The 16,540-nt window shown below is 48.3% G+C and carries 15 protein-coding genes and 2 pseudogenes; 12 read left to right on the forward strand and 5 right to left on the reverse strand.

What is annotated here, in order from left to right; genetic code table 11:
• From DO97_RS31435 to bchM, 8 genes and pseudogenes are all read left to right on the forward strand, one after another.
• Positions 1–335: pseudogene (locus DO97_RS31435) on the forward strand (type II toxin-antitoxin system PemK/MazF family toxin); the annotation flags it as partial.
• A gap of 370 nt (positions 336–705) precedes the next feature.
• Positions 706–4,764 carry an NACHT domain-containing protein gene (locus DO97_RS17325; RefSeq protein WP_204368725.1) on the forward strand — a complete coding sequence of 1,353 codons (4,059 nt, stop codon included), beginning with the start codon at positions 706–708 and terminating at the stop codon, positions 4,762–4,764.
• 33 nt (positions 4,765–4,797) lie between these two features.
• Positions 4,798–5,040: a hypothetical protein gene (locus DO97_RS17330; protein WP_036535862.1), complete on the forward strand. Its 243-nt coding sequence runs from the start codon at positions 4,798–4,800 to the stop codon at positions 5,038–5,040.
• Complete coding sequence (locus DO97_RS17335) at positions 5,040–5,444, forward strand: type II toxin-antitoxin system VapC family toxin (protein WP_036535865.1); 405 nt, start codon at positions 5,040–5,042, stop codon at positions 5,442–5,444. Before DO97_RS17330 ends, DO97_RS17335 begins: the two co-directional genes overlap by 1 nt.
• A gap of 148 nt (positions 5,445–5,592) precedes the next feature.
• On the forward strand, positions 5,593–6,213 hold the full coding sequence (locus DO97_RS17340) for an SMI1/KNR4 family protein (protein ID WP_036535867.1): 621 nt from the start codon (positions 5,593–5,595) through the stop codon (positions 6,211–6,213).
• A gap of 544 nt (positions 6,214–6,757) precedes the next feature.
• Positions 6,758–7,129: a sulfite exporter TauE/SafE family protein gene (locus tag DO97_RS17345; protein ID WP_036535870.1), complete on the forward strand. Its 372-nt coding sequence runs from the start codon at positions 6,758–6,760 to the stop codon at positions 7,127–7,129.
• Positions 7,130–7,140: 11 nt separating this feature from the next.
• Complete coding sequence (locus DO97_RS17350) at positions 7,141–7,722, forward strand: SH3 domain-containing protein (protein WP_036535873.1); 582 nt, start codon at positions 7,141–7,143, stop codon at positions 7,720–7,722.
• Between the two features lie 154 nt (positions 7,723–7,876).
• Positions 7,877–8,561, forward strand: a pseudogene (gene bchM, locus DO97_RS17355) (magnesium protoporphyrin IX methyltransferase).
• 333 nt (positions 8,562–8,894) lie between these two features.
• On the opposite strand, the gene DO97_RS17360 reads toward bchM, so the two are convergent.
• On the reverse strand, positions 8,895–9,884 hold the full coding sequence (locus tag DO97_RS17360) for a D-alanyl-D-alanine carboxypeptidase (RefSeq protein WP_204368726.1): 990 nt from the start codon (positions 9,882–9,884) through the stop codon (positions 8,895–8,897).
• A gap of 139 nt (positions 9,885–10,023) precedes the next feature.
• Between DO97_RS17360 and DO97_RS25440 the strand changes: the two genes are divergently transcribed.
• On the forward strand, positions 10,024–10,170 hold the full coding sequence (locus tag DO97_RS25440) for a hypothetical protein (protein ID WP_204368728.1): 147 nt from the start codon (positions 10,024–10,026) through the stop codon (positions 10,168–10,170).
• A 233-nt stretch (positions 10,171–10,403) separates the two neighbouring features.
• On the opposite strand, the gene DO97_RS17365 is transcribed toward DO97_RS25440, so the two are convergent.
• A complete protein-coding gene (locus DO97_RS17365) occupies positions 10,404–12,110 on the reverse strand; it encodes an ATP-binding protein (RefSeq protein WP_052128900.1) in 1,707 nt (568 codons plus the stop codon).
• A gap of 350 nt (positions 12,111–12,460) precedes the next feature.
• Between DO97_RS17365 and DO97_RS17370 the strand changes: the two genes are divergently transcribed.
• Positions 12,461–13,069, forward strand: coding sequence for an SRPBCC family protein (locus DO97_RS17370; RefSeq protein WP_036535875.1), 609 nt, complete (start codon positions 12,461–12,463; stop codon positions 13,067–13,069).
• Complete coding sequence (locus DO97_RS17375; RefSeq protein WP_036535878.1) at positions 13,066–13,632, forward strand: CDP-alcohol phosphatidyltransferase family protein; 567 nt, start codon at positions 13,066–13,068, stop codon at positions 13,630–13,632. The genes DO97_RS17370 and DO97_RS17375 overlap by 4 nt, the downstream gene beginning before the upstream one ends.
• 34 nt (positions 13,633–13,666) lie before the next feature.
• Here the strand turns inward: DO97_RS17375 and DO97_RS17380 are convergent, their stop codons facing one another.
• Together DO97_RS17380 and DO97_RS17385 are read right to left on the reverse strand one after the other, a co-directional pair.
• Positions 13,667–13,873: a hypothetical protein gene (locus tag DO97_RS17380; RefSeq protein ID WP_036535881.1), complete on the reverse strand. Its 207-nt coding sequence runs from the start codon at positions 13,871–13,873 to the stop codon at positions 13,667–13,669.
• Positions 13,870–14,622 (reverse strand): DUF928 domain-containing protein, encoded by a 753-nt coding sequence (locus DO97_RS17385; RefSeq protein WP_052128901.1) that lies wholly within the window; start codon positions 14,620–14,622, stop codon positions 13,870–13,872. Before DO97_RS17385 ends, DO97_RS17380 begins: the two co-directional genes overlap by 4 nt.
• Positions 14,623–14,818: 196 nt before the next feature.
• On the opposite strand from DO97_RS17385, the gene DO97_RS17390 reads away from it, so the two are divergent.
• On the forward strand, positions 14,819–15,067 hold the full coding sequence (locus DO97_RS17390) for a hypothetical protein (RefSeq protein ID WP_036535942.1): 249 nt from the start codon (positions 14,819–14,821) through the stop codon (positions 15,065–15,067).
• Positions 15,068–15,510: 443 nt separating this feature from the next.
• On the opposite strand, the gene DO97_RS17395 is transcribed toward DO97_RS17390, so the two are convergent.
• The gene (locus tag DO97_RS17395; RefSeq protein ID WP_239651835.1) at positions 15,511–16,038 is read right to left on the reverse strand and encodes a type IV pilin-like G/H family protein; all 528 of its coding nucleotides are present in this window, start codon (positions 16,036–16,038) and stop codon (positions 15,511–15,513) included.
• Positions 16,039–16,540: the final 502 nt, after the last annotated feature.

The raw sequence follows: 16,540 nt of genomic DNA on the forward strand, positions 1-16,540 counted from the left end.
TATCGGGGGAAATTTGGTGGGCGAATTTACCTGATCCAGTAGGTTCAGAGCCTGGATACCGCGTCCCGTTTTAGTCGTTCAAGATGATACCTTTACTCTAAAGCCGTATCAATACAGTCATCGTTGTCATTATCACTTCAAATATTCAGTTGGCAGAAGCTCCAGGCAATGTATTGTTACCGCAAGGAGCAACAGGCTTGTCTAGAGATTCAGTCGCTAATGTATCTCAAATTCTCACAGTCGATAAAACATTCTTGGTTGAATGTATTGGTTCCCTACCAAGCGGCTTGCAGGAGGAGATAGATGATGGACTACGAACAATCTTGTATCTGTAGCAACGCCAGCTAACAAGTCGCTGCACCGGAACGCTGCAAGTTGGTCGGTTGAGTATTCAAGGCCATCTGCGTCCGGTGAGCGGGAACGTTAGTCTGCTCAAGCATCAGTTGAGACTGTACCTTGAAGGACATCTGTTGGAATGCAAAATTCGGTAAGGCCAATCCAACCAAGCTATGACTTGAGCCAGAGGATAAGAGGATGTTTTAAAAGGGTAGGCTTTAGCCTCAAATACAACTCAGAGGCGCGATCGCAAACCCTGGAACCCTGATTCTCTCGTATTAGCTTCTAGGTAGCTAGGGTGGTGAAACACACCCTGAAAGACTTTTAAAACATCCTCTAAGATACAAAGACTTTTGAATAAAGTTATCCTTGAAAAAGAGTTTTGTCCCCTTGCTGTTCAACATGTCAGAGCAGGTATACGGTTGGAAACGGTTTTGGTGCCCTCGGTCAGGCAGCATAAATCTAGCTGATGGGGGGTACCTGTACGATCCAGAGGGAGAATGGGGAAAGGCATATAACCCGGATTTAGTAATTTTTGAGACTATCTCTCACCTGCCATGCTTGGCACTCTTAGGTGAATCGGGAATTGGCAAAACCCAGGCTCTAGAGATGGAGCGGAGTAAAATTGTTAGCAAAATTCAAGAACAAGGCGATCAGGTACTCTTTCTAGATCTGCGATCGTATGGAAGTGAAGACAGATTAGTTCTCAGCCTATTTGACAGCCCAGTATTTAAAGAATGGCAGACTGGCACTCACCGATTACACATTTTCTTGGATAGCTTCGATGAATGCTTGCTACGAGTAGATACATTGGCAACACTTTTAGTCGATGAATTTAAACGCTACCACAATGAAGTTCACCGTTTGTGTTTACGTATCGCTTGTCGAACGGCTGTGTGGCCAGCAGTTCTGGAAGAAGGATTAAAAGAAATTTGGGGTGAAAATTCTGTGGGAGTCTATGAACTTGCTCCGCTTCGGCGTATAGACGTTATCGAAGCCGCCAAAGCAGAGAGATGTTCTCCTGATGACTTTCTAAAGGAAGTTAACCAGAAGAATATTGTACCGCTGGCGATAAAACCAATCACTTTGAGATTTTTGCTGAATACTTACCATCGTCACGGTGGTCGATTCCCTCCTAATCAGAGGCTTCATGAGCTCTATCTTGAGGGGTGCAAGCTTCTCTGTGAGGTAATTAGTGAAAGCCGTCGGGCTTCAAACCAGAGGGGCAATCTCGATGTTGACCAACGTCTCATTGTTGCTGCCCGAATTGCGGCTATCACAATCTTTGCTAACCGTTTTGCTGTATGGACTGGAGTTGATCAGGGGAATGTACCCATCGAAGATGCCCTGCTTCAAAATTTATGTCACGGTTATGAAACTGCTAATGGAAGAGAATTTGAGATTACCAGAGTAGTCATCGAAGAAGTTTTAGATACTGGTTTGTTTTCATCTCGCGGGTTACATCGGATGGGATGGGCGCACCAAACCTATGCTGAGTTTTTAGCTGCCTGGTATTTGGTGCAACATGAAATGCCTCTAGCTCAGATAACAGGATTAATCTTTTCATCTGAAGAACCAGATTGTAAGTTAATTCCTCAGCTTCATGAAACCGCTGCATGGATAGCCAGCATGAGGATGGATGTGTGTCAGGAGATTATTGAGACGGATCCAGATGTGCTGTTACGCAGTGATATTCCTACAGATTCAGATCTCCGAGAAGCGATAGTAACCAACTTATTGATGCAATATGAACAGGAAAAGTTGTATGACTACGAGAGAAACCAGTACCGCAATTATGGAAAACTGAAGCATCCAGGTTTAGCTGCTCAATTACGTACATATCTTCAAGACCCTACTAAGCAGATTAATGCAAGAGATACAGCGATCGACATTGCTGAAGTCTGCGAAGTTTCTGAGCTTCAAGAAGAGCTAGTGAACCTTGCTCTTGATTCATCGCAATCAATTTACTTGAGAGTAAGCGCAGCTAAGGCTCTTTGCTCAATCGGTGATGCAGGTACAAGATTAAGACTGAAGCCTCTAGCTATTGAGCAGCTTCCAGAAGATGAAGATGATCGGCTAAAAGGTTACGCATTACGGGCACTCTGGTCAGATCTTCTCACAGCAGAGGAGTTATTCAGTGTTCTTACCCGACCAAAAAAGAGAAATTTTCTTGGATCTTACCAGATATTTATCGATCTTGAGTTAGTACCAAGACTTCAGCCAGATGATTTTGTAGTTGCCCTTAACTGGCTTGGAAATCAAGGTATTAGGTGCTTTGGATATCTCTTTGAAAAGCTTGGGAATGCCATTCTCTTAAAGGCATGGGAAAATCTTGAGCTGCCTGGAATAGCAGAAAATTTTACTAGAGTAGCTCTAGTACAGTGGAAAGAGCATCAGAGAATCATTACTGATGATGACAAGCTACAACAACAATTTGCATCATCACTTCTGAACGATAGCGAAAAACGACATACACTAATCGAACAAGCAGTTTTAATCATTTCAGAAACTGAAGAAGATCCATATTTTCTTTTAAGTTCTTTGACCGAAAATATTCTCATTTCAGAAGATATTTTTTGGATGCTTGAAAAGCTTCAGAATTCTAATTTTGAAAAGGCTGAAAAGATCTGGTCTCAACTTCTTAAGTGGAGCTTTAACCGTCAAGATGTAAATCAAATAGATGCAATTGTTGTAGCTACTCAAACCAATAATAGTTTGCAAGAAGTTTTTGCATCTTACTTTGCGCCTATTGAGCTAAATTCAATTCAAGCTGAAAAACTGAGATCTGATTATCTCAGAATGCAAGAAAGGCAACATCGTAGGCAAAACCCTCCCTTGCTAGATCCACCGCCCAGAGAACGAGTCCTCCAACTTTTAGAGAAGTTAGAATCTGGAGATTTATCTGCTTGGTGGCAACTTAATAGGGAAATGACTTTAAAACCTGATAGTCGGCGTTACATTAATGAGCTTGAGTTAGGTTTGACTAAACTCAATGGATGGATGGAAGCTGACGAAGTAACTCAAAAAAGAATTATTGAAGGTGCAAAGAAATATATTCATCAGTACACTGACGTAGCTTACGATTGGATAGGCACAAACACATATAACCGACCAGTACTAGCAGGTTGTAGAGCTTTTCAATTACTTCTGAAGGAAAGTCCAAACTTTTTAGATAACCTCTCATCTGAAATATGGAAAAAGTGGGCACCTGTTATTATCGCTGCTCCCAGTAGTAATCAACATGAAGACCTCTATCTAGAAATAGTCAAATGCGCTTATGTAAATGCTCCCCAAGAATCTATCAATACATTGATAACGCTCATTGACAAAGAGAATCAGGAACATGACTATATATTTGTAATTAGTCGCTTTGATAAGTGTTGGGATGAACGATTGAAGTTAGCTTTGCTAGAAAAGGCTAAAGATCCTACACTGAAACCAAAATGTATTGGGCAACTACTCGAAGAGCTTCTAAAGCAAGGGTTAACTGAAGCTAGAGATTTTGCGAAGTCTCTAATTTCTTTTCCACTACCATTAGCTGAGAATGAGCGGGAAAAAGCTCTGATTGCGGCTAGAGTGCTGGTTGAAAATTCAGATCCATCTAGCTGGTCATTCATCTGGGTATTCATCCAGCGAGATTCATCGTTTGGACGGGAAGTTTTTGAATTAGTTGCCTATCATTACTCGCACGGAATTCAATTAAATTTAACTGAAACACAATTGGCTGACTTATATATTTGGCTAGTGCATGAATATCCTTACGATGAAGATCCTGATCATAGCAATGAGGTGATGGCGTACTCTGTGACAGCTAGAGACGGTATTGTGGATCTGAGAGGTGGTGTTTTATCGAAACTAAAAGAACGAGGAACTCTTCAAGCATGTGCTGAAGTTCAACGCCTTATTCAGGAACTGCCTAGCATAACTTGGCTCACAAAAACGTTGATCGATGCCCAAGTAAATATGCGGCGTAAAACCTGGCAACCGCCTCAACCAGAGCAGATCCTTCAACTTGTCAGTAGTCAGCTAAATGATCAAAATATGAACATTCAAACAGGAGTTCTGATTATGCAAGGAAATCTCAATTTTGGTGGATCTGTAGGTGCAGTTAATGTCAACAGCACTGTGCATGGAGATCAAATTGGTACACAACACAGTTATGCTTCAGAGCAAAATTTGGTAGAAGCTTTTTATGAAATTAAGCAGATTTTCAATCGACTTACTCAGACTTATCCGGCATCAACTGAATCTGAGCAGCAAATTGTTGTGGCAGAAGCAGTGAAGGAGGTGAAGCAAAATCCAACTTTGCTGAAGCGAGTGAAAGTTGGGGGGCAGGCATTTATCTTTGAAGCTGTTCAAAAAGCTTCAGATCAGTGGTGGGTTAGCCCATTTGTGAAAGCGATCGAAGTTGGAATTAAGGGAGAGTAAAAAGTTGTATCTGATGATGACTGGAGATAAATGATGCAAATTACGATTGACCTACCGCCAGATCTTGAACAAGATCTGATTCGTCAAGCAGCGCAATCAAATATTCCGCTTCAAACCTTAATTCTGCAAGTCTTACGTCAAATGACTCAAATTCCCCGTATTTCCACTTCTTGGTGGTCGGAGGTTATATTGTCCTATGAAGGAATCCCTGACTTCCCTCCGTTTGAGTCCTATCGTGACGAACTCCTTCCACCCCCTGAGCCAGAGCTATTCTGATGCAATATTTACTCGATACTTGCGTCATCAGCGACTTCATCAAGGGTGAAGCTGGCACTAAAATCAGGCTCAAACAAACCCCACCTGTTGATATTGCTGTCTCGGCAATTACGGTCATGGAGTTACGCTACGGATTGGCACTCAATCCTCAACGTGCCCAGAAGGTTGAACCAGCGATCTCTAGCTTTCTGTCTTCTGTAACAATTCTCCCTTTCAGCACCGTAGAAGCAGAACAAGCGGCGCAAATTCGTGCTGTCCTTAAATCTCAAGGGCAGCCAATTGGTGCTTACGATGTCTTGATTGCGGCTACTGCGCTACAACATAACCTTCTCATGATCACAGCAAATCAAAGAGAATTCGATCGAGTTCCTGGTCTACAGACCGAGAACTGGCGACAGCCCTAGAAAACTGGGCGAAGCGATCGCAGACTAACAACGCGATGGAGCGGACGGAGCGAGAGATCAAGGTAGTGTGGCAGAAGTTACTAGCCGCCGCTCATTTTAGCCGTTAGGCCTCAGCCTCAGATTCACCATTCTTAAGTTTGGAGAGGTCATGCCCTTCCTTGAGTCACTTCACTCTGCAGTTCAGTCCCATACTGGCCAGTTTTCGTGCAGCGAAATCAATAGGGAGGAGAACACCAAGGTTGTTCACTTCCGCCATGTTGGTCTCCCTCCAGACGCCGGCCTAGTGATACCCAAAATTCAAGGCCTTGAGGAGTTCTACGGAACCTATTCCCAACTTACCTTGTACTTTGAGGAGGAAAGCGGAGACGCAGCCTACTTCATTGCCAGCCCGTCGCAATGGGAGGAACTAAATAGCGACTTTAGGCCTTGGCTCGACGTGATCGATGAAGAAGAGGTAGATGAGTTCTTGCCCAATTGGATCAACGACTGCATTGTGATTGGAGAGATACCGCGGAGCGGCAACTACCTACTGGTTCCGACAGTTGGCTCGGATGCGGGAAAGGTCTTCGAGTTCGAGCACGACGGCTTCGAATTCCTTGAGCTGGGACTCAGTCTTCCGGACTTCGTCGCAAGAACGTTAGACCTTGACTCTGGTCGACTTACCGCGATCGCGAGCCATATACGGTTCATAACGCCAACCGAGAATCGTCAGTGGTGGATCGAAGAGTTGCGAGACAACCGTGGCAACGTCATCTGCAGTGAGGCCTAACCCCTCGCTCCGCTTACCTCGAACGTTAGCCCTCTGAGTTATCTGTGGGACGTAGATGGAAAGCTATCTCTAGGTTTGCGAGGTAAGAGGATGTTTTAAAAGGGTAGGCTTTAGCCTCAAATACAACTCAGAGGCGCGATCGCAAACCCTGGAACCCTGATTCTCTCGTATTAGCTTCTAGGTAGCTAGGGTGGTGAAACACACCCTGAAAGACTTTTAAAACATCCTCTAAGTGATTCACAAGCCTTGGTTCAGAACACGATCGGAATATCTATTGATGGGGTGAGGTTGTAAAAAATATATCCAGGTAGAATTTGCCTATGAAAAATCGAAGTAGATCCGGCTTTCGGACGCGCCTGTTAGGTAGTGGTCTGTCGAGATTTCTTTGATGGGGTGAAAACCCTCATAAAATACTCCTCCATCGCTAGACCTACCTCTGGCCGTTGCAGCTAAATCCCTGAAACCCGGATGATTTTGAGAATCTTAGTGTATAGTCTTTTCGGAACGTAAATACACCGATAGAGTTCCTACAAAATAAAATCTGATGTTCAATATTTTTCTGCCATTGCTGCTGATTGGTCTGGTAGCTGGGATAGCTGGGGGTATGTTTGGGATTGGTGGTGGGGCGATCATGGTGCCCGCGATGGTGCTGCTAATGGGGATGGATCAAAAACTAGCGACGGGGACTTCTCTCGCCGCGCAAATTTTGCCCATTGGCCTCTTGGGAGCGGTGGTCTACTATCGGGAAAATCATCTTAATCTTCGCGATGCTCTGTTGATTGCGGTTGGGTTGTTAGTGGGTAACTACTTCGGAGCTTTGTTTGCGAATCAAACCTTTATCACCAGTGAACTGTTGAAAAAGCTCTACGGATTTTTCCTCCTAGCAATTGGACTACGATATGTATTCTGGCGTTGAGGCTAACCTCTATGAACCGTTGGATCAGTTGGATTGGGCAGTGGCTAGGATTAATGGCAATAGCTGCCCCAGCAGCGATCGCGGCGGTACCTGTTGAGTTCACCCCGGCCTCATCGCCAACTCAACTGGCCAAGCAACTGGGTGTTGCCCAAACTGCCCAAACCTGTGGGTCGAGTTTCAGGCAGGTTAAAACCCCTGATGGCAGGTCTCTTAAACTGCGATCGCAGCCTCATACGGATGCCAAGATCCTGGGCGAGATTCCCAACGCCACTCAGGTGCTGTTTAATCTCAGCAATCGGGATGGCAATTGGGCAGAAGTCACTATCCCAGGGGGGAAAACGGGTTGGGTGGCTACCCAATTTTTAGTGGAGCATCCTATCTCGACTCAAGTTCCGGCAAGCTTGCGGATCAGAACCCTAGATGGTGGCGCAGTGCATGTACGAGCCAGCCCGATCCCGAATGCAAAAGTCGTCAGCACCCTAGCCACTGGAACCGTTGTGCAATTTCGACAATCCATTGGCTACTGGACAAAGATCGTTGCCCCCCATGGGATCTCAGGTTTTGTGGACAATCGCTTTCTTGTCTGCACCTAGCAGCACGGGATTAAAACACCGTCAGAGCTTTCAAAATGAGGTACGGCTGGATTCCTAGCAGTAGGTATTCACCTGAGTGGGTTAACCATAATCTTCTAGTAATCCCCATCAAAATGATAGAGTGAACCTGTTAAAAAGCATGAACTTGACCTGTATGGCCGCAGTTGACGACAAAACAATTGTCCGGAACTACTTTAACTCCACTGGGTTTGATCGCTGGCATCGCATCTATGGAGACGGCGAAGTTAACAAGGTTCAGCTGGATATCCGGAAAGGACATCAGCAAACGGTTGATACAGTTCTAGACTGGCTCCAACAGGATGATAACTTACCATTACTGTCGATCTGTGACGCGGGGTGTGGAGTCGGTAGTCTGAGTCTTCCCCTGGCAGCCGCTGGAGCCAAGGTATTTGCGAGCGATCTCTCGGAAAAAATGGTGGAAGAGGCCAAGGCTAGGGCGGAAGCTACCCTCAGCTCTACCCAGAATTTAACCTTTGCAGTTCAGGACTTAGAGGCGTTGCAGGGACTATTCCATACGGTCATTTGCCTGGACGTGTTGATTCACTATCCCCAGGAAAAGATGGCAGAGATGATTGCCCATCTCTGCTCCCTGGCAGAGTCAAGGCTAATATTCAGCTTTGCCCCCAAAACCCTGGCCTACAGTCTGCTGAAGAAAATTGGTGAGTTTTTTCCCTGGCCCGAGTAAGGCTACTCGTGCTTACCTGCACCCAGAGGCTGAGATCGTTCAGATCCTCACCAGCCAAGGGTGGCAAGTTCAACGTCAGGCAATGACGAAGACTCGCTTTTATTTTTCCCGTCTGTTAGAAGTAACCCGCTAAACAATCAATCAAAAAGGAACGATTGAGTTGATCCGCCGCAGATAACCGTTGACTCCCAGCGCTAGTTCAAATCTAAAGTGCGGTTCAACCAAACCCAGAGATATTGCAGCACCGCAAGTGATTTGTACCCGTGGGCAACGGGGAATAGAAAATGCCTGTGGAGCCGAGGTAACGGGGATGGCGGTCATGTTGTCTAGTCAACTGGCTGTGAAACAGGAAATCTTCGGAGCGATCCGAGGAATCCCTACCCTCAGCCATAAGGCGGGGGAGGGAGGATGTCAATTCCATGCCCTGGTGGTGAAAGTCCGGCAAGGGTGTTGCCGCTATCTAAACTTAGAAAACCTGGTTACGCCCCTCCGCCCCAAACGCTGTGGGCAGAGCTGGGGCATTAACCACACCGGGGGGTTCCATCGGCATCACCGCAGTTGGTGCCAGGGAGGTCACTCCCCATTGCTTTTGCAGAATCTGTAGGGTCTGATCCTGACGGCTCCGGAAGCCATCCAGATCTTCACCGCGATTGATGAGGGCAAACCACACAAGGCCACGATCACGGGTGGGCAGCACCCCCGCAAGGGCACTGACATCATCTAGAGTCCCCGTTTTCACCACTGCATTTGGGGGCATCTTGCGGTAAGCAATGGTTCCCTCATTCCGCCCTGCCACCGGAAATACATCGGCAATGGTATAAGGAGTTCCGGCGGGCGATCGCCAGTTTTGCAGATAGCGATGAATGGCGATAAACAGAGCACAAACCGCACGGGGAGAGATTTGGTTTTGTGGCCCCAATCCCGAACCATTGATCAATTGAATCTCTTCAGAGGGTACGGAGGCAGCCCAAGCGGCTCGTTGGGCGACCACAGAGCCTCCACCCAGTCTGGTTGCCAAGATTTCAGCCATGCCATTGTTGCTGAAGACATTCATCTCTCGCAGAATCTGCACCAAGGGCAACGACCAGTGGCGCAGCAGCAATTTTTGGTCGGTTGGCGGTTGGGCGATGACTTGAACCGTACCTGTAATTTCAACAACGGGTTTGGGAGTTCCTTCGGGCAGGGTTTCATAGTAATAGGTGGCTTCCTCCGACCAGTTATGGGCATTCAGACCTTGCCGGAGCATTTCCCCAGACAATTTAGGATCGGGTTCATAGTTCATGGCAAAATCGCCCACAATTACCAAATTGCCTGTGATCTGACGAATGCCGAGGCGATTCAGGGTATTGCCGAGGGAGATCGCCTCTTCCCACACAAATAACGGATCTCCGCCCCCCTGAATGACCAGATCTCCAGATACCACCCCATTTTGAATTGTGCCGGTTACCCCGATCAAGGTTTGGAACTGGTGATTCGGCCCCCAGGTTTTTTAAGGCAACGAGGGACGTAGCAGCTTTCGTGAGGGACGCAGCGGGGAGGGGGGTAGTGCCTAAGTGGGTACCGAGAATCTCATAGTCAGACTGGAGCCAAACCCCTTGCTGCTGTACATTAAAGCCCTTGGCGGCGAGATTCTTGAGATACTGCTCCACCGTAGCGTCTGCTGGGGCATTGGTGGGGTTGGACAACAACACCAGGGGAGATTGCTCGATCACCGATGGATTCACTGGAATCTGGATCGGTGACGGATTGATCTGATCCAGCCAGAGAGACAGTAACCCGGAGCTAAACAGTTGCAACATTCACTTACCGAAAGAGGAGGAGCGCAGATCCCATCATCTTAAAATTCTCAGGCGGATGGGACAAGGTCGTTGTCGCATCGATTACTTTACCGCAGGCAAAGTTAGGGCATGGGTGATTTGCTGACCTTGGGTGCCATCGGTTAAGACCATCCCTCAGGAGCACAGCCTATCCCCTGTTATTCAATACTGACGCCACGAATCGTCTGCGATCGCGGGCGACTGACCATGGGGGCCTGCTCAATGGTTCGCGCCTGCACTTGGTGGGGTTGGAAGTAATTCATCCACAGAGCCGGAGCGTTGAGGGTTTCACCGCCGTGGGTTGTGAGCCGCTGGCGGACTTTGCACAGCACGGGGGTATTAACACACATCCCAGAAATGATCACCTGTCCTTTGGTGAGAGCGGGGAGTTCCTGGAGTAAATCTCGTCCTGCAGCCTCGACCCCATACTTGAGGCTATCCTGATCCACGGGATTGACAATTCGCATGATGAACTGACTCATACACTGGGACAGCACATCGGCATCTAACTTACCGGGACGCTGGGTAATCAGCCCCACTCCCAGACCAAACTTGCGACCTTCACTGAGAATCGTCCTTAGCACCGCTTTACAGCGGGAGGGTTCGTGGGCGGGGGCAAAGCGATGGGCTTCTTCTAACAAGATAAACACCGGATAGGGCAGGTAGTTTTCATCGCCGCTGCTGATGGACTCCTTTTGGGTATGCATCCGGGCTTGATTCACCTGGCGCAAGATCGCAGCACAGATCACCTGCTGATGATCCTGGCTAATTTCATTCATTTGTAAGACCGTCACCTGTCCCGGTTGAAACAGATCCTTGGGGGCTAGGTGCTCGTAGGCATGAAAATAAGGCGATCGCTCGAGTTGGCTGAGTTTCCACTCCAATGCTGGTGCCGAAGACCCGGTTTTTTCGTTTCCGTCCTCATCGGTTTGGCGGTCGGCTTCATAAACGGCGCTAATGAGATCCTGAACCGCCCAGCGATACTGCCCTTTCCGATGCCGCTGCAGAATTAAAAAGGCTTTATCTAAAATGGACTTCTGGCGATCGCTCATCGTCGGTAACAACGCCAAGATATCGTAGTAGTCCAGGGAGGAGACACGGATGCGAATCTCCTCCGGCGTCAGCACTTTCACCGTGGGGGCATAGCCATCGGGGGCTTGGAAGGCAGGGTGACCCTGAATTTGCGCCAGGGTGCCATACTCCCCGTGGGGATCGCAAATCAGCACCGCTGCCCGATTATGGGGGAGTAATAATTCTTCCACGAGTACCCCGGCGGTATAGGATTTACCGGAACCCGTTCCGGCCAGAATTGCCATGTGGGTACTGACGAGTTCCTTGACATCCAACACGACGGGCACCGCATTGTCGGGTCGCAACAACAGGGAACCAATGTGGGCAGATCCCAACTCTCCTGGTTGTTTTTTATTGAGAATTGCCTGTAAGCTGCGATCGCCGGCAAGAAAAACCCGCGTTCCCGGTGTCGGTGCCTGTCGAGGATTCATAAACCCCAGGGCAGGGTGAAAATGGCCGATCACCTCCACCATCACCTCATAAATCTCCGGGTTTTCGTAGGTAAACCCCACTAAGGCGGCAATGGTTTCCGGGCTAATGGCGGTATCGGCAAAAATCCGATCGGGGAGGTGATCAATCAACCGCAGGGCTGAAATTTTGCCCAAAATTTCCAGGGTCGCCGAGGGCTGGGATTGGCTGCTGGTCTCTACAATTTCGTAGTAGACAAACTCACCAATTTTGATCCCTCTCTGATCCGAGGTAATAAATACATATTGATTACTCTGATCTCCCGGCCCTTTGACCGTGCCGATCACCGGATTACTCAGAGCGGCAGCAGGGGATACGACATCCATGGTTAAAAATACGATTGTTCAAGGTTCAAGGGAATACCAACACCATGCATTGCTCGAACAGAGACAACACAGATAAACGATTACAGCAACCAATGTAGTCTAAGACAAACTCCCTTATCCTGGGACTCATGCCTGTATGGATGGCATGGGAACCGTGTGGGGTGAGACAGTGAGACCCCTGCTATGGGAAGATCAGGCTACCAACTTCAGCTGGGAAAGCAGGGTAATGGAGGCATCCAGAAGCGAAGAGACAGGAGAACGTTGAATCCTGGCTTCTGCCTCCTGCCCCATCCAAAGTTTCCCCCTGACGCTGCTCCCCAGATCAGCCCCCTTGAGAAGAGGCACTCCCCGTGACGGATGTCGAACATGATGCCGAACTAGAGGATTTTCTTGAAGAAGATGCCGATTTAGCCCTAGCAGCGGAGTCAGCGGACGCTGTTGATATCGATTCCCAACTGCTGCAACAGGTGGAAGTTTGGACAGAAGCCACCCGAGGCCGAGAGCGCAAATTGTCGGCCCGGATTCAAATTCCCTACCCTGCAACCTTTGTCTGGCAAGTGCTGACGGATTACGAAGCCCTGTCTGACTTTATTCCCAATCTTAAAACCAGCAGACGCTTGGAGCATCCCAGCGGTGGCATTCGCCTTGAGCAGGTGGGTACACAACGACTGTTGCGCCTCAACTTCTCGGCTCGGGTCGTTCTTGACATCGAAGAACAATTTCTCCAGCAAATTAGTTTTCAGATGGTAGAAGGAGATTTCAAAGCTTTTTCGGGTTGCTGGCAACTGGCGACCCTCCAATCCGATCAGCCCATGACGGGTCTCAACTACACGGTGACGATTCTTCCCAAACGCACCATGCCCGTTGCTTTGATTGAACGCCGCATTCGTCGGGATCTGCCCCTGAACTTACTGGCGGTGCTGCAGCGGGTTGAGACCTTGTGTCAAGGGAATCCATGATCAAACTGGCACAGATTCCCAGCATTCTGATCGGGGTTCGCTTTGCCATCGCCCCCCTCCTGCTTCTGGATGCCTGCGATCACACCATCAGTGCCTGGTTCCTACCCCTCTACCTGATTGCCGTCCTTTCAGACATTTTTGATGGAATTATTGCCCGTCGATTAGGCGTCAGTACTGTCCAACTGCGGCAGGCAGATGGCTGGGCCGATATCTGTCTGTATTTGAGCATTGCTGTTAGTACGTGGTGGGTATATCCCCAGGTCGTGTTGGATTTCCAGATGCCGTTATTGTTGGCAATGAGTGCTCAGATGGTTTTGTTCATCATCAGCCTGCTGAAGTTTCAAAAATTCCCCTGCTTCCACACCTATACTGCGAAGATATGGGGACTCACCCTCTTAACCGCCACTGTTGGGCTCTTTGGGTTTGCCTACCCCAACACCCTCTGGCTGGCGATTGGACTCTGTCTGATTAACAGCCTTGAAGAGATCGCAATGACGCTGATATTACCGGACTGGCAGTGTGATGTTTTGAGTCTCTTCCATGCGATCCATTTACGCCCCTAGGAGTAATGATCGGTGACCACTCCCGACGCTGATGCTAGGCATACAGTGCGGGCTTCTCAAGATCGATCCTGAGACTTTCCTGCTTCACTCGGTCTTGTCTAGGCAATGCCCCCGACAGATCCCGTCCACAGGCAATTTCATCCACGCTAAATAATTGTTGCAGCACATCATCCGGGTTATGCTGTTGACCTAGCCTTCTGGTGATCAGCTTGGGAAAATGAGTGCTGATTAGTTTAATCACGGCCTGATAGACTCCCGACAACAAGGAATCAGAGGTTCCTGGGCTAAAGACCCCAAACCAATTGACTCCATGAGAGTTTGCCAATCCGAACTCACCTTTGGGTCTTTGGGGGCTTGTTGGCGTTGGGAGGCTAGGGAGGATAGGAGATTATGCCAGATGCCAGCAGTAGCGTACACAGTGGCAAGGGTACGGGGGTCAGACTGCTGTAATGCCTGTTCTACTTCAGGTAATGGGGTAACTCGCTGCACCCACCCTTCAACAAATGGATTGGCAGAGGGCGACTGGGGACTGCATATCATTGAAAATTGCCAGTGGTAGGTCTTACCCACTTCTAGTGGGGGCAGGCGATCGCTGGGCAGTTGCCAACTCACGATTCCAGACTGGGTAGTTAATGGCAACGTGGTTTGATACAGCTCCTGATCTGTGTCATCAAGCAGCTCAAATTCCGCCGTCGCTGCCAAAGAAGGTGGCACAAACCAAAAGAAGGTGGGGTAAGCCTCCAGGGTCAGGGCTGGCCCCATTGAGGGAATTAACGCTGTGAGTTCCTTGGAACCTTGAATACAGGGGCCTCTGCTACCAATGCCCACCCGCCGATCGGGCAGGGTTGAGCGGGGGGGGCGATAGCTTCCAGTTGGGGGGGCGTTAAACCGTTGTGCGATTGCCGCAGGCAAAGGATTCCAGCCCCAGGTGCAGAGAGTGAATCCTAACCAGAACAGCAGCGATCGACGGGGAAGGGAGCGCAGAGACATGCAGCTAGATCCATTACTCAAGGTAGTTACCATCCCGGAAGAAATTTAGCATAGGAGGGCTCACTTCCCGACCCAATTCCCCCAACCTCGGAACAAATTGAAGTTCATTCCATTCCTCCACTAAGGGAACAGATCCCTGGATTGGGATTGTTGAAATCCAAATGAACGTTCGTTGGAACTGGAGGAGGCCATCACCATGAGCCAAAAACAATTGTCAACCTGGTTACTAAGCCTACTCATCGGGAGTTTAGCAGTGGGCAGCTTTGTTGCGGGTCGAGCAACGGCAGATCAGCCCCGCATGCGAAATGCACTGTCGTTTCTGCAACAGGCGAAAGCTGAGCTGTCAGCAGCAACAGGTAATAAGGGGGGACATCGAGTCAAAGCCATCGATCTCGTCAACCAGGCAATCACCCAAGTCCGATATGGGATACAGGATGGTCGCTAAGAGGATGTTTTAAAAGGGTCGTCTTGAGCCTCAAATACGACTCAGTGGTGCAATCTAAAATCCATAAACCCTGATTCTGTCGTAGCGGTCTCTAGGTGGTCTGAGTGGTTGGATACACCCAGGAAGACTTTTAAAACATCCTCTAAGGCAGGGAACTTAAGATTGTTACTTCCCAGAAATCGTACCTATTCATTCGTAAAGGCTGCGATCGCTGCTGTAGCTTAGTGCAGACCAATCTCATGAGGTCAAGTAAACCACTAGTCATACTGCTGGTGGTTTACTTTCTTACATTCATTATCACCAGAATGTCAGGGATCTTGCTGGTATTCGTGTTACAGTCGCAGCCAATCCCAGTGGAGATGTCAATTGGCTTGGGGATATTGAACCGACGTGGGGTTGCCCCTGGGTGAGTTCTGAATCCTGATTGCCCAGGAATGGGGTTCCTACTTCTCGGTATAGATAGAGGCTGGAATCTCAACGGAATTATCCCCACAGGCAAGGTAAAGGGGGGGTTGGGTGGGATCTGCTCCTCTGACGATTTGTGGATCCGATGGCCGAATCTGACCGGGTTGATTATTTTTACAGATAATCGTGATGATCAGTACCTTGCTATTAGGCACCAACAGGGCAGCGCCAACATAAGAACTCAGCTGATTGATCAAGGGAGAAGTAGCAGGAATGACGTAGCTATAGGCTGCCTCCGTTGTTGTGCGGATAGCATAGTCAAAAGTAGGGGGCAAGACCGCATCAAAATCTTTCTGAACATTGCTGACAACGTTGAGCCACTGTCCGTTTTTAGCGTAGTAAGTCCGTTGCCCTTCCATCATCTTTGCGATCGCATTCAGGGCGGCATTTTGGTTCTGAGTAACCTGAGATTGCGCTTGAGCCGCCATTCCAGAGAAGCCTAACAGGGTCACCCCAAAGGTTAATCCTCCCATTAATCCCGTCAGTAACATTTTTTCGATTTTCATCAGCGATCGCTTCACCTTAGAGGATGTTTAGAAAGTAACAAATGACAACCGTATGAAAAAGGCTTCTGAGTGTGAAGGCTCAAATATGGTCATTATTAAGCTGATAAAGTACAATCAATTTCTCACTAACATCTGACTAACATAAGGATTCAGGTCTATGAGCGTACTGCACTTGACCGAGAACCACTATGATTAAACCCAAAGCCATCTCGAAAGCAATGAATACAAGATAGCCCACAGACCTAACCTCTGACAATATGAACTGTTTGCGCGTCGCTGCTGCCTGCCGCTGCTCCAACTGGAAGACCGCGTAGGGTCAACTTGAGGCCAGTAATCTGGTCTGTGCTCATGAAAGGATGTGGATGGCGATGCTTGCCCAAGGACTATCCCCCCTCCTCCATGGTCTAGTATTCCTTTAGGAAATGGTGGGATGATGGCAAGTGTCTTTACAAGACATCTACAACTGGTTTACTAATTGTTGTTACTGTACCTCACACAATTG

It is taken from the genome of Neosynechococcus sphagnicola sy1, assembly GCF_000775285.1.
GTDB classification, from domain to species: domain Bacteria; phylum Cyanobacteriota; class Cyanobacteriia; order Neosynechococcales; family Neosynechococcaceae; genus Neosynechococcus; species Neosynechococcus sphagnicola.